This is a genomic window from Bordetella saccharivorans, from assembly GCF_045862855.1.
Lineage (GTDB): Bacteria > Pseudomonadota > Gammaproteobacteria > Burkholderiales > Burkholderiaceae_B > Bordetella_A > Bordetella_A petrii_F.
In genome coordinates, this window is sequence record NZ_BAAFZO010000001.1 from 4066684 (window position 1) to 4078871 (window position 12188).

General features: G+C 67.2%; 12 protein-coding genes. 7 read left to right on the forward strand and 5 right to left on the reverse strand.

Features of this window, described 5'->3' with window-relative positions; genetic code table 11:
• Nucleotides 1-25: 25 nt before the first annotated feature.
• The 6 genes from ACKTT0_RS19590 to ACKTT0_RS19615 all read left to right on the forward strand — a co-directional run bounded on the left by ACKTT0_RS19590 (nucleotide 26) and on the right by ACKTT0_RS19615 (nucleotide 6040).
• Entirely contained in the window at nucleotides 26-1066 is a 1041-nt protein-coding gene (locus ACKTT0_RS19590) for a TRAP transporter substrate-binding protein (protein ID WP_407851442.1), read from the forward strand.
• Nucleotides 1067-1151: 85 nt separating this feature from the next.
• On the forward strand, nucleotides 1152-1772 hold the full coding sequence (locus tag ACKTT0_RS19595) for a TRAP transporter small permease subunit (protein WP_407851443.1): 621 nt from the start codon (nucleotides 1152-1154) through the stop codon (nucleotides 1770-1772).
• Nucleotides 1769-3052, forward strand: a complete 1284-nt coding sequence (locus ACKTT0_RS19600) for a TRAP transporter large permease (RefSeq protein WP_407851444.1) — start codon at nucleotides 1769-1771, stop codon at nucleotides 3050-3052. Before ACKTT0_RS19595 ends, ACKTT0_RS19600 begins: the two co-directional genes overlap by 4 nt.
• Before the next feature lie 43 nt (nucleotides 3053-3095).
• Entirely contained in the window at nucleotides 3096-3779 is a 684-nt protein-coding gene (locus tag ACKTT0_RS19605) for a DUF2848 domain-containing protein (protein ID WP_407851445.1), read from the forward strand.
• Between the two features lie 61 nt (nucleotides 3780-3840).
• Nucleotides 3841-5187: an amidase gene (locus tag ACKTT0_RS19610; RefSeq protein WP_407851446.1), complete on the forward strand. Its 1347-nt coding sequence runs from the start codon at nucleotides 3841-3843 to the stop codon at nucleotides 5185-5187.
• A 58-nt stretch (nucleotides 5188-5245) separates the two neighbouring features.
• The gene (locus tag ACKTT0_RS19615; RefSeq protein WP_407851447.1) at nucleotides 5246-6040 is read left to right on the forward strand and encodes a putative hydro-lyase; all 795 of its coding nucleotides are present in this window, start codon (nucleotides 5246-5248) and stop codon (nucleotides 6038-6040) included.
• A 119-nt stretch (nucleotides 6041-6159) separates the two neighbouring features.
• Here ACKTT0_RS19615 and ACKTT0_RS19620 read toward each other — a convergent pair whose 3' ends face one another.
• The 5 genes from ACKTT0_RS19620 to ACKTT0_RS19640 form a co-directional block, all read right to left on the reverse strand.
• On the reverse strand, nucleotides 6160-7143 hold the full coding sequence (locus ACKTT0_RS19620; RefSeq protein WP_407849457.1) for an IS110 family RNA-guided transposase: 984 nt from the start codon (nucleotides 7141-7143) through the stop codon (nucleotides 6160-6162).
• 300 nt (nucleotides 7144-7443) lie between these two features.
• On the reverse strand, nucleotides 7444-8502 hold the full coding sequence (locus ACKTT0_RS19625; protein WP_407851448.1) for a porin: 1059 nt from the start codon (nucleotides 8500-8502) through the stop codon (nucleotides 7444-7446).
• Nucleotides 8503-8646: 144 nt separating this feature from the next.
• On the reverse strand, nucleotides 8647-9948 hold the full coding sequence (locus ACKTT0_RS19630) for a TRAP transporter large permease (RefSeq protein WP_407851449.1): 1302 nt from the start codon (nucleotides 9946-9948) through the stop codon (nucleotides 8647-8649).
• Nucleotides 9941-10441, reverse strand: a complete 501-nt coding sequence (locus ACKTT0_RS19635; protein ID WP_407851450.1) for a TRAP transporter small permease — start codon at nucleotides 10439-10441, stop codon at nucleotides 9941-9943. The genes ACKTT0_RS19630 and ACKTT0_RS19635 overlap by 8 nt, the downstream gene beginning before the upstream one ends.
• 6 nt (nucleotides 10442-10447) lie before the next feature.
• On the reverse strand, nucleotides 10448-11422 hold the full coding sequence (locus ACKTT0_RS19640) for a TRAP transporter substrate-binding protein (protein ID WP_407851451.1): 975 nt from the start codon (nucleotides 11420-11422) through the stop codon (nucleotides 10448-10450).
• A gap of 224 nt (nucleotides 11423-11646) precedes the next feature.
• Here ACKTT0_RS19640 and ACKTT0_RS19645 point away from each other — a divergent pair, with 224 nt between their 5' ends.
• The gene (locus tag ACKTT0_RS19645) at nucleotides 11647-12156 is read left to right on the forward strand and encodes a winged helix DNA-binding protein (protein ID WP_407851452.1); all 510 of its coding nucleotides are present in this window, start codon (nucleotides 11647-11649) and stop codon (nucleotides 12154-12156) included.
• Nucleotides 12157-12188: the final 32 nt, after the last annotated feature.

Below are 12188 nucleotides of genomic sequence, written 5' to 3' on the forward strand. Positions count from 1 at the left end.
ATCCCGCCTGCAAGGAGAAAGCCCCATGAAGAAGCCGTTGATCTACGCCGCCGCGATGCTGCTGGCCGGCGCCGCGCATGCCCAGGACCTGCCCAAGGCCCATCTCAAGGTGGTGGGCGGGCTCAGCAACCTGACCGCCTACACCGATTACGAAAGACCCTTCTGGACCAAGACCATTCCCGAGCTGTCCAAGGGCCAGGTCACCGCGGACATCAAGGGCTTCAATGAAATGGGCTTGAAGGGGCCCGAGCTGCTGCGCCTGATGTCGCAGGGCGTGATCGAGTTCGGCACCGCCACGCTGTCGTACTTCGCCACCGACAACCCCATCAACGAGGCCATCGACCTGGCCGGCCTGGCGCCCGACGTGAAGACGGCGCGCGCCGTGACCGAGGCGTTCCGGCCGGTCTACGCCAAGCTGTACGGCGAAGGCGCCAACGTCAAGCTGCTGGGCATTTCGACCTATCCGGCCCAGGTGCTGTTCTGCAATGCCGAGATCAAGAGCCTGGCCGACGTCAAGGGCAAGAAGGTCCGCACCAGCAGCCGCACCACCGCCGAATTCGTCGAGGCCCTGGGCGGGTCCAGCGTCACCATGGCGTTCGGCGAAGTGGTGCCGGCGCTGCAGAACAAGGTGGTGGATTGCGCCATCACCGGTTCGCTGTCGGGCTACTCGGCCAAGTGGTATGAAGTGTCGACGCACTTGTACGCCTTGCCCATCAACTGGAACCAGCAGATCCACGCGGTCAACCAGAAGGCCTGGGACAAGCTCGATCCCAAGGTGCGCCAGTTCCTGCAGGCCAATGTCGACAAGCTGGTCGACGACATCTGGGACGCGGCCGCTCGCCAGACCCAGGAAGGCTATGACTGCAACACCGGCGCGGCCGCCTGCCCGTACCCGGCCAAGGGCAAGATGGTGCTGGTGCAGCCCACCGACGCCGATCGCCAGTTGTTGAAGAAGGTGCTCAACGATGCCGTGCTGCCGAAGTGGGCGGCGCGCTGCTCGGCCAAGTGCGTAGAGGACTTCAACGCGACCATCGGCAAAGAGATCGGCCTGGTCGCCAAGAAGTGACCAGCCATCGATTGCAAGCGCGCGCGGCACGGCGCAGCGGGCCCGGCGCCCGGTGTGCCGGGCCGCGCCGCGGAGGCGAATACGCATGACCAAACCCGAACACTTCCATGCGCTGGGCATGTTGCTGCGCCGCGCGGAATCCTGCTCGCGCGTGGCGGTCTGGGTGGGCGGCGCGCTCACCCTGGCCAGCGTGCTGCTGATTTCTTTCGACGTGCTGGCGCGCAAGTTCCTCGGTTTCACCACCGGCGGCGCCGATGAGCTGTCCAGCTACGCTTTCGCGATCAGCACCTCGTGGGCGCTGGCCTTCGCCACCCTGCAGCGCGCCAATGTGCGCGTCGATGTGCTGTACCAGTACTTGCCGGTGCGCCTGTCCGCGGTGCTGGACTGGCTCTCGCTGGTCGCGCTCGGCATCTTCATGGTGTACCTGACCTACTACGCCATGGAGATGGTGCAGACGTCGTGGGCCGGCAACTCGGCGGCCAATACGCCGCTGGCCACGCCGCTATGGATACCCCAGGGCCTGTGGCTGCTGGGGCTGGCGTGGATGTGCGTCACGGTGGCCCTGATGCTGGTGCGCGCCTCGCTGGCGCTGGTCACCGGCGACCTGCAGCTGGTCAAGGCCATCTGCGGCGTGCGTTCCGCGCAGGAAGAGGCCGAAGAAGAAGCCGCCGCCGGCGAGCGCATGGTCAAGGGAGGCGCCGCATGATCGCCACCGCCCTGATTCTCCTGCTGGTGCTGATCGGCCTGTCCATCCCGGTGGGCGCGGCCCTCGGCGTGCTGGGGCTGATCCTCGACCCGCTGTATTCCATGCTGCCGCTCACGCGGGCCATCGGCGAGATGTCCTGGAGCGCCAACAACGAATTCCTGCTGGTCGCCATTCCGCTGTTCATCATGCTGGGCGAAGTGCTGCTGCGCTCCGGTTTCGCCGAGCGCATGTACAGCGCCATGAGCCTGTGGCTGTCCTGGTTGCCGGGCGGGCTGATGCACGCCAATATCGGCGCCTCGACGCTGTTCTCGGCCACGTCCGGGTCCAGCGTGGCGACGGCCGCCACGGTCGGCACGGTGGCCATCCCGCAGATCCGCAAGTATGGCTACAACGAGCCGCTGTTCCTCGGCAGCCTGGCCGCCGGCGGCACGCTCGGCATCCTGATCCCGCCGTCGATCAACCTGGTGATCTACGGCGTGCTGACCAACTCGTCGGTGCCCAAGCTGTACCTGGCGGGCATCCTGCCGGGCTTCGGGCTGGCGGCCCTGTTCATTCTTACCGTCGTGCTGGCCTGCCTCATCAAGCCGCAGTGGGGCGGCCACAAGGTGAAGGCCAGCTGGACGCAGCGCCTGGCCAGCCTGGTGCACCTGGCGCCGCCGCTGGGCATTTTCTTCCTGGTGGTGGGCTCGATCTACGCCGGCCTGGCCACGCCCACCGAGGCGGCGGCGCTGGGCGTGCTGGGCGCGCTGGTGCTGGCCGCCTGCTTCCGCCGCCTGACCTGGGCCATGCTGCGCGAGTCCATCGAAGGCACCATGCGCTCGACCGCCATGATCATGCTGATCGTGATCGCCGCCAGCTTCCTGAATTTCGTCATGTCAGCTACCGGGCTGACGGATGCGCTGACCCAGTCGATCACCGGGCTGGGCCTGTCGCCGGGCTGGATGCTGCTGATCCTGGTGCTGTTCTACCTGGTGCTGGGCTGCTTCATGGAAACCCTCTCGATGATGATCACCACGATCCCGATCGTGGCGCCCATCATGATCGCGCTCGGCTACGACCCGATCTGGCTGGGCATCGTCATCATCGTGCTGGTCGAGGCCGCGCTGATCACCCCGCCGGTGGGGCTGAACCTGTTCGTCGTGCAGAGCCTGCGCAAGAGCGGCAACATGGGCGCCGTCATCGTCGGCAGCCTGCCGTTCGTACTGGCCATGTTCGCCATGCTGGCGCTGCTGGCGTTCTTCCCGGACCTGGCCCTTTGGCTGCCGCGGGTGTTCGGCTGAAGCGGCGCGCATTTACTTTGTCGAGTCTTACGCAGGAACCATCATGAAAGCTGTATTCCAGATCGAATCCGACGGCGCCGCGCGCACTGTCGAGGCCGATATCCGCGACCTGGTCGTGGCCGGCTGGGCTGGCCGCGACCGCGCCGCCATCGAGCACCACATCGAAGAGCTGGCGGCGATCGGCGTGCCCCGTCCCAGCAGCGTGCCGCTGTACTACCGCATCGCCGACAACCAATTGACGCAGGCGCCGCGCATCCAGGCGGTGGGCGAGGCCTCGTCGGGCGAGGTCGAGACTTTCGTCTTCCGCGCCGCCGGCGAGCTGTACGTGAGCATCGCCTCGGACCATACCGACCGCAAGCTCGAGGCGCACAGCGTGGCGCTGTCCAAGCAGGTGTGCGCCAAGCCGGTGGGCGCCGCCGCCTGGCGGCTGGCCGACGTGGCCGGCTACTGGGACGAACTGGTGATCCGTTCCTACATCGTCGAGGACGGCGCCGAGGTGCTGTACCAGGAAGGCACGCTGGCGTCGCTGCGCACGCCGGCCGAGTTGATCGACGGCTATACGCAGGGCGCGCCGCTGCCCGAAGGCACCGGCATGACCTGCGGCACCGTGGCGGCCATCGGCGGCATCCGGCCGTCCGCCACCTTCATCATGGAGCTGGAAGATCCGCGCCGCCAGCGCATCCTGCGCCACCGCTATGATGTCGAGGTGCTGCCCGAGGTGGCCTGAGCGCCGCCCGGCCCGGCCCGATTCACCGCCATACCTGCCGCCGCCGCGGCGCGAGGATCCTATGCTTGCCACCCTTAACGACACCGCCGCCTCCCTGCGGGAGGGGCGCACCAGTTCTATCGAATTGACCGAGGCCGCGCTGGCGCGCGCCGCCGATCCGGCCGGCGAGGGCGCGCGCGTGTTCACGCGCGTGTATGCCGAGCAAGCGCGCGCTGCCGCGCGCGCCGCCGACACGCTGCGCGCCGCCGGGCTGGCGCGTTCGCCCATCGACGGCCTGCCCATCTCCATCAAGGACTTGTTCGACGTGGCGGGCGAGACCACCCTGGCGGGTTCCGTGGCGCGCCAGGGCGAGCCCGCGGCAGACGAGCACGCCGTGGTGGTGCAGCGCCTGCTGGCGGCCGGCGCCGTCATCGTGGGCCGCACCAACATGGTCGAGTTCGCTTATTCGGGGCTGGGGGTCAATCCGCACTATGGCACGCCGCGCAATCCGTGGGACCGCACCGCCGGCCGCATTCCCGGCGGTTCGTCGTCGGGCGCGGCGGTGTCGGTCACCGATGGCATGGCCATCGGCGCCATCGGCTCGGACACGGGCGGCTCGGTGCGCATCCCGGCGGCGCTGTGCGGCCTGGCCGGTTTCAAGCCGAGCGCCTGGCGCGTGCCCATGGCGGGCGTGCTGCCGCTGTCCACCAGCCTCGATTCGATCGGCCCGCTGGCGCCGACCGTGCGCTGCTGCGCCACGCTGGACGCCATCCTGGCCGGCGACGCGGTCGAATCGTGGCAGCCCGCCGCGCTGCGCGGGCTGCGCCTGGCCGTGCCGACCACGTTGGCGCTGGACGGCATGGATGCGCACGTGGCGGCGTCGTTCGATGCCGCCATCGCGCGCCTGTCGGCCGCCGGCGCGCTGGTCGACGAGATCGAGGTGCCCGAGTTCACCCAGCTGGCCGCCATCAATGCGAAAGGCGGCTTTACCGCCGCCGAGGCCTGGGCCTGGCACCGCGACCTGATCGCGCGCGCCGCCGACCGCTACGACCCGCGCGTGGTGTCGCGCATTCGCCGCGGGCAGGAGATGTCGGCGGCCGACTACCTCGACCTGCTCGATGCGCGCGAGGCCTGGGTGGCTGCGGTGGAACACCGCATCGCCGGCTACGACGCGCTGGCGATGCCCACGGTGCCCGTGGCGGCGCCCACCATCGCCGAGGTCAGCGCGAGCGACGAAGCCTACTACGCCGCCAACGGGCTCATCCTGCGCAATCCGACCTTGATCAACTTCCTGGACGGCTGCGCCGTGTCGGTGCCATGCCATGCCGCCGGCACGGCGCCGGCCGGGCTGATGATCGCCGGCGCCAATGGCGCCGACCGGCGCATCCTGGCGATCGGCATGGCCGTCGAGGACCTGCTCCGTTCCTGATCCTGTCCACTTATCGGCGGCGCGCGGCCCCGGCGGCCGGCGCCGCGGGGACCGCCATATGACCCACTTCCCTGAACCCGGCGCCGCGTACCGCGCGCGCCTCGATGCGCGCGCCGGCCGCCTGGCCGGCCCCACCGCCAACATCGCGCCCGGCCACGTGCAGGCCAACCTGGCCATCCTGCCGGCCGACGTGGCGGCCGATTTCCTGCGCTTCTGCCAGCGCAATCCCAAGCCATGCCCGCTGCTGGCCGTGTCCGAGCCGGGCGACCCGTCCTTGCCCGGCCTGGGGCGGGACATCGACGTGCGCAGCGACATCCCGCGCTATCGCGTGTGGCGCGACGGCGAACTGGTGGACGAGCCCACCGACGTGCGCGGCCTGTGGCGCGACGACCTGGTCGCCTTCCTGATCGGCTGCTCGTTCTCGTTCGAGGAAGCGATGCTGGAAAACGGGCTGCCGGTCCGGCATATCGAGCAGGGCTGCAATGTGCCCATGTACCGCACCTCCATTCCCACCTTGCCCGCCGGGCCGTTCCAGGGGCCGCTGGTGGTGTCCATGCGGCCGCTCAAGGCGGCCGATGCGATCCGCGCGATCCAGGTCACTTCGCGCTTCCCGTCGGTGCATGGCGCGCCCGTGCACCTGGGCGACCCGGCCGAGATCGGCATTGCCGACATCGGCCGGCCCGACTATGGCGACCCGGTCGAAATCCGCGCCGGCGAGATGCCGGTATTCTGGGCCTGCGGCGTGACCCCCCAGTCGGTCGTGGCGGCCGTGCGGCCGGCATTCTGCATCACGCACGCGCCCGGGCACATGCTGGTCACCGACCTGCTCAACAGCCGCATGGCGGTGCTGTAGCGGGGATGGATCCTGATGTCAGGTGTCAGACACCCCATGGGGTGTCTGACACCTCAGCGAAATCAAGCCGCGCCCGATGTATGGCAGGTGTCAGACACCCACAGATACCGTCTCGGCAGTCAAGCATTTAAAGCGTAGTCACTGCGGTAGGGGGTGCGGTTTTTGAGCACGCCGAAGCACAAGTGAGTGAGCTTTCGCATGGCCGCGCCCAGCGCGGCCATCTTGCTTTTGCCGGCCTTGAGCAAGCGGGCATAGAGCTGCTGCACGTGCGGATTACGCCGCACGGCCACGATGGCAGCCATGTAGAGAATGGCCCGCACCTGAGCCGGGCCGGCCTTGGACAGCCGCGCTCGGCCGCACAGGCTGGTCCCGGACTGGCGCTGCACCGGCACCACACCCAGGTAAGCGGCCAACGCCCCTGGCGAGTCGATACGCCGGTTGTGCATGATCGACAGGATGGCATTGCCTGTTTGCGGGCCGATGGCCGGGATGCTGGTCAACAGCTCGCGATCTTCTTTCAGGTCCGGATGACGATCGATATGGTCGTCGATCGCACGCTCCAGGCGCTTGAGCTGCTCGCGCAAGAACGCCACGCTCTCGCTGATCGAGCCCGTCACCAGTTGCGGCGAGCGGCCGAACTGGGCCTTCTCCTGGCGGTTGAGTTCTCGCTGCAAATCCTGAACCAGCGCCTCGCGCCGAGCCAGCAGCGCGCGCAACTGCCGCGCGTGCAGCGGCGCAGCCTGCCAGGCCGACGGACGCAGCACCTGGCCATAGCGTGCCAGCACGTAGCTATCGATTCCATCGGTCTTCGAGCGCACCGCCAGCGCACCCGCAAAATCGCGAGCCTGCGCCGGGTTGATCATCGACACCGTCACCCCCGCATCGTGCAGCGCGGTGCCGGCCTGCTCGTGATACGGCCCGGTCGGCTCAAGCACGGCATGCAACTGCTCGGGCTGCGCGCCCTGCTTGGCGCACCAACCCAGCAACAGCCGCACCCCGGCCGCCGTATTGGGCACCACCTTGGTCTTGCGCTTGGTCCCTTCGGCGCTCAACAGCGCGCAATCCAGCTTCGCCTTTGAAACATCAATTCCCAGAAAAAACATAGACTTGGACTCCTATTGACGCTGCCTCCAAGCCCACTGCGCCCACTTGCCTTGTACATCCAGGGGCTCCAAGCCCTTCGCTACCGTCCAGTGTCCAGTCGGCTCTCAGAGGGAGGATCCGGCGCTTAATCTGTAGGACAAAGTCTCAAGCCTTCGGTGTCTGAACAAGCTCACCAGATCCGCTAGTGGGGATAGCTAATCACCACTGCGCCCAAGATACAAGGTGTCTGACACCTGGGCCCCCAGCACCGGCAAAAAAAACGGGGCGCGAGGCCCCGTTTTCCTGGCGCCGGGTCCGGCTCAGAAAATGTGGCGGAAGCCCACCGCCGCGCCGACCTGGCTGCCGCTGCCGGCGATCTCGTCGCGGGCGGCGTCCTTGACCTTGTTGTAGTCGACGGTGGCGTACACCTGCGAACGCTTGGACAAGGCGTACTCGGCCACGGCCACCAGCGCGTAGCGCTTGCCCTTGTCGCCCGATTCGACCACGTTCTTGCTGCGGTCATAGTAGGCCGCGCCGGTCAGCGCCCAGCGCGGGGTCGCGTTCCAGGTCACGCCGGCGAAATAGCCGTCGTCCTCGCGGTCCAGGCCGGGCACCGGCGTGCCGCCCATGACGGCGTTGACGAAGCCGGTTTCGTCGCGGCCGTTGAAGTAGCCCAGGAATACCTTGGCGCTCTCGAATTGGTACGAGGCGTTCAAGTTCCAGACACGCTGGCGGTCTTCGGAGTTGCTGTCCGAATACGTATGCTGGTAGGCGCCGCCCACGGCGAACTGGCCGAAGGTGTAGCGCAGCGATGCGCCGTACTGCGAACCGACCTTGTGGTCGTCGTAGTCTTCGCCATTGGCGTACGACAGTACCAGCGCCAGGTCGCCCAGCGTGTTGGCGTACGTGACCATGTTGCTGGTGCGCACGCGCGACATGGCGGCCGGCAGCCAGGCGTTCTGGTCATAGTTGCCCACGGTCAGCGGGTCGAAGTGGTCGGCCAGCAGGTTGAACATGGGCGTGTTCTGCAAGCCCAGGGTCAGCGAGCCGATGGCGCCGCCGTCCAGGCCCAGGTAGGCCAGGCGGCTGAAGGTCTTGTCAGGGTCCGAGCCGGTGCCGTTCTGCAAGTTGATGCCGTTCTCCAGGCGGAAGAAGGCCTTCATGCCGTCGCCCAGGTCCTCGGTGCCGCGCAGGCCCCAGCGGCTGTTCGAGATGGCGCCGTTGGCCAGCCCGAAGCGGCTGCCGTCATCCTGGCTGCCGCGGCTCAGGTAGCGCATGCTGATGTCGGCGATGCCGTACAGCGTGACGCTGGTTTCGGCCGCGGCGCTGCCGGCGGCCAGGCTGCCCAGGACGAGCAGCGCCATAGCGATTTTCTTCATGATGTGTTTCCTCCCGTACAACTTCTTTTCCCCCCGGCTCGTGGCCGGGCAGCGATGCCGGTGGCGGGGTGCGGATCTGCGCCACGCCCCCGGCGGACAATGCGCCCGCCGTTGGCCGGCGGGCGCGCCTTCTTGAGTGCGTTTCTACATGCGCATGTGCTGGGGCAGCCAGGTGGCGATGCCGGGCACCAGATACAACAGCAGCACCGCGACGATCATCAGGAAGAACATCGGCAGCGATGCGCGGGCAATATAGGGCAGCTCGCGTCCGGTCATGCCTGACAGCACGAACAGGTTGAATCCCACCGGTGGCGTGATCTGCGCCATTTCGACCACGAACACCACGAAGATGCCGAACCAGATCAGGTCGATGCCGGCCGCCTGCACCGTGGGCAGCAGCACGCCCATGGTCAGCACCACGATCGAGATGCCGTCCAGGAAGCAGCCCAGCACGATGAAGAAGGCCATCAGCGCCATCACCAGCCAGAACTGCGACAGTCCCAGGCTGCCGATCCATTCGGCCAGCGCGCGCGGCAGGCCGATGTAGCCCATCGACAGGGTCAGGAACTGCGCGCCGGCCAGGATCAGCGCGATCATGCAGTACAGGCGGGTGGCGCCCATCAGCGACCGGACGAAAGTCGTCGCCGACAGGGAACCCTGCAGGGCCGAGAGGATCAGCGCGCCGACCACGCCGATGGCGGCGGCCTCGGTGGCCGTGGCGATGCCGGCATAGATCGAGCCGAGCACGGCGGCGATCAGCAGCAGCACCGGGATCAGGTGGCGCGACTGGTACAGCTTCTGCAGCACGGTCATGTGCCGGTCGGCCGCCGGGACCTGGCCGGGATTGCGCATGGCCCACCACATGATATAGCCCATGAACAGCACGGCCAGCAGGATGCCCGGCACGATGCCCGCGATGAACAAGCGCGCGATCGAGACATCGGCCGCCACGCCGTAGACGATCATGATGATCGACGGCGGGATCAGCAGGCCCAGCGTGCCGGCGCCCGACAGCGTGCCCAGCACCTTGTCTTCCGGGTAGCCGCGCCGCTTGAGTTCCGGGATGGTCATCTTGCCCACCGTGGCGACGGTGGCCGCCGACGATCCGGACACCGCGGCGAAGATGGCGCAGCCGATCACATTGGTATGCAGCAGCCGCCCGGGCAGGCGGTTCAGCCAGGGCGCCAGCCCCTTGAACAGGTCTTCGGACAATCGTGTGCGGAACAGGATCTCGCCCATCCACAGGAACAGCGGCAGGGCGGTCAGGGTCCAGCTCGAGGCGGCGCCCCAGATGGTGACGGCCATGGCGTCGCCGGCCGGCCGGCTGGAGAAAATCTCCATGCCGATCCAGGCGGTGCCCGCCAGCGTCAGGCCGACCCAGACGCCGCAGCCCAGCAGGGCGAAGATCGAGACGACCAGCAGGGTGATGACCAGGACTTCATTCATGGGTTTGCTGCGAGGAGGGGGCAGGCAGGCCGCGCAGGCGGCGCACCAGTTCGTCGGCCACGGACACCAGGAACAGGACGGTGCCGACCGCCATGCTGATCTGCGGGATCCACAGCGGCGTGGCGTCGTTGGCGGTGGAAATATCGTTGTAGAGGTGGGAGTCGTGCACCAGCTTGATGCTGAACCAGGCGAACGCCGCCGCCAGCACCGTGCCCACCGCCAGGGCGAAGATGTCGAGCCGGCGGCCGCTGCGCTCGGCCAGCGAATTCAGCAGCAGGGTCACGCGGATGTGCTCGCCGTGCTTGAACGTGCTGGCCAGCGCCAGGAAGCCCGCGGCGGCCATGAAATAGCCGGCGTAGGCGTCGGTGCCGGGAACGTTCCAGCCCATCTGGCGGGCGAGGATGGCGGCCAGCACGGAGACCAGCACGCCGATCATGCACAGGCCGGCCAACAGGCCGGCCGCGTTATACAGCGTATCGAGGAAACGGCGCATGCGGGCCTACATCTTGCGGTAGGCGTCGACCATGGCCTTGCCGTCGGCGCCCGAGCGCTCCAGCCACTCGTCGATCATGCGCTCGCCGACCTTGGTCATGCCCGACTGCAATTCCGGCGTCGGCGTGATGATCTGCAGGCCGTTCTTGGTGAGCTCCTGCTGGTACCACTTGTTCTTTTCTTCCGACATCTTCCAGCCGCGTTCCTCGGCCTGCGCGCCGGCCTTCTTCAGCGCGTCCTGGGTGGCCGGGTCGAGCGCGTCGAAGGCCTTCTTGTTGACGATGACGGCGTTCTTGGGCAGCCAGGCCTGCGTGTCGTACCACTTCTTGATGTATTCGTAGGTCTTGGTGTCGTAGCCGGTCGAGGCCGACGACATGTACGAATCGATCACGCCGGTGGCCATGGCCTGGGCCAGTTCGGCCTGTTGCACGGTGACGGGCTGAGCGCCCACCAGTTCGGCGATCTTGGCGGTGACCGGGCTGTAGGCGCGCCATTTCAGGCCCTTCAGGTCCTCGACCTTGTTCAGTTCCTTGTTGGCGAAGATGCCCTGCGGCGGCCATGCCACGGCGTACAGCAACATCATGCCCTGCGAGGCCAGCTTCTTTTCCAGGTACGGCTTCTGGGCCTGGTACAGCTTGTACGACGCCTGGTAGCCGGTCGCCAGGAAGGGCAGGCCGTCCAGCGCGTAGACCGGATCCTCGTTGGCGTAGTTGGTCAGCAGGATCTCGCCGATCTGGGCCTGGTTGCCCTGCACGGCGCGCTTGATCTCGGGCGCCTTGTACAGCGACGCATTGTTGTGCAGGGTGATCTTGAGCTTGCCGCCCGACAGGCTGTCGACCTCTTTGATGAACGTGGTCAGGTTCTCGACGTGGAAATTGCTGGCCGGATAGGCGCTGGGCAGGTCCCAGGTGGTCTGGGCCATGGCGCCGGCGCTGAATGCGATGGCGAAGCTGCCGGCCAGCACGGAAAGGGTCTTGTTCATATGAGGTCCTTCTGGGCGTATTGGAGTCACGGACGCGTCCCGCGCGGAGCGCAAGAACGTGCCGTCGCAATGTCACAAACCGTGCAATTCTAAGTCGCGGCGATCGCTCGAAGGCGCGGGAAAGCGCGGCGTACGGGTAATTCCTAGGACGTCCGTTTTTATTTTTTGTTGATGAAACGTTTATAAATTATTAGTATTTCGTCCACATCGATTCCGGAGCCGTCGTGAACGCCCATCTCATCGCCTCGTCGGCCCACCTGGCCAGTGGCCGCGCGCCCGATCTGTCCGAAGTGGAATTCGGCCTGATGATCGCCGGCCACGCCTTCGACCGCTGGACCGTGCGCTGCATGGCCGCCGCGGGCCTGCCGGACCTCACCGCCACGGACGTGATGGTGATGCACCACGTGTACCACCGCCAGCGCAGCAAGAAGCTGGCCGACATCTGCTTCACCCTCAATGTCGAAGACACGCACATCGTCAACTACTCGCTGAAAAAGCTCGAGCGCCTGGGCATCGTGGCCGGCGAGCGCAGCGGCAAGGAAGTGTTCTACCGCGTCACCGAGCAGGGCGCGGGCTTCATCAAGCGCTATGCCGAGATCCGCGAGCAGTGCCTGATCGACGGCCTGGAAGCGGGCGCCGGCGCGGGTGTCGAGTTCACGCGGCAATTGGCCAAGACGCTGCGCGCCCTGTCGGGGCTGTACGACCAGGCGGCGCGCGCGGCCACCTCGCTATGACTTTCTCGCGGCCGGCCGCCGCCCGCGCCGCG

Excerpts from the sequence above, each read along its gene's own strand:
- ACKTT0_RS19625 (WP_407851448.1), bottom strand. The coding sequence starts at position 8,502 with ATGAAGAAAATCGCTATGGCGCTGCTCGTCCTGGGCAGCCTGGCCGCC.
- ACKTT0_RS19635 (WP_407851450.1), bottom strand. The coding sequence starts at position 10,441 with ATGCGCCGTTTCCTCGATACGCTGTATAACGCGGCCGGCCTGTTGGCC.
- ACKTT0_RS19595 (WP_407851443.1), top strand. The coding sequence starts at position 1,152 with ATGACCAAACCCGAACACTTCCATGCGCTGGGCATGTTGCTGCGCCGC.
- ACKTT0_RS19630 (WP_407851449.1), bottom strand. The coding sequence starts at position 9,948 with ATGAATGAAGTCCTGGTCATCACCCTGCTGGTCGTCTCGATCTTCGCC.
- ACKTT0_RS19610 (WP_407851446.1), top strand. The coding sequence starts at position 3,841 with ATGCTTGCCACCCTTAACGACACCGCCGCCTCCCTGCGGGAGGGGCGC.
- ACKTT0_RS19640 (WP_407851451.1), bottom strand. The coding sequence starts at position 11,422 with ATGAACAAGACCCTTTCCGTGCTGGCCGGCAGCTTCGCCATCGCATTC.
- ACKTT0_RS19620 (WP_407849457.1), bottom strand. The coding sequence starts at position 7,143 with ATGTTTTTTCTGGGAATTGATGTTTCAAAGGCGAAGCTGGATTGCGCG.
- ACKTT0_RS19615 (WP_407851447.1), top strand. The coding sequence starts at position 5,246 with ATGACCCACTTCCCTGAACCCGGCGCCGCGTACCGCGCGCGCCTCGAT.
- ACKTT0_RS19605 (WP_407851445.1), top strand. The coding sequence starts at position 3,096 with ATGAAAGCTGTATTCCAGATCGAATCCGACGGCGCCGCGCGCACTGTC.
- ACKTT0_RS19590 (WP_407851442.1), top strand. The coding sequence starts at position 26 with ATGAAGAAGCCGTTGATCTACGCCGCCGCGATGCTGCTGGCCGGCGCC.
- ACKTT0_RS19600 (WP_407851444.1), top strand. The coding sequence starts at position 1,769 with ATGATCGCCACCGCCCTGATTCTCCTGCTGGTGCTGATCGGCCTGTCC.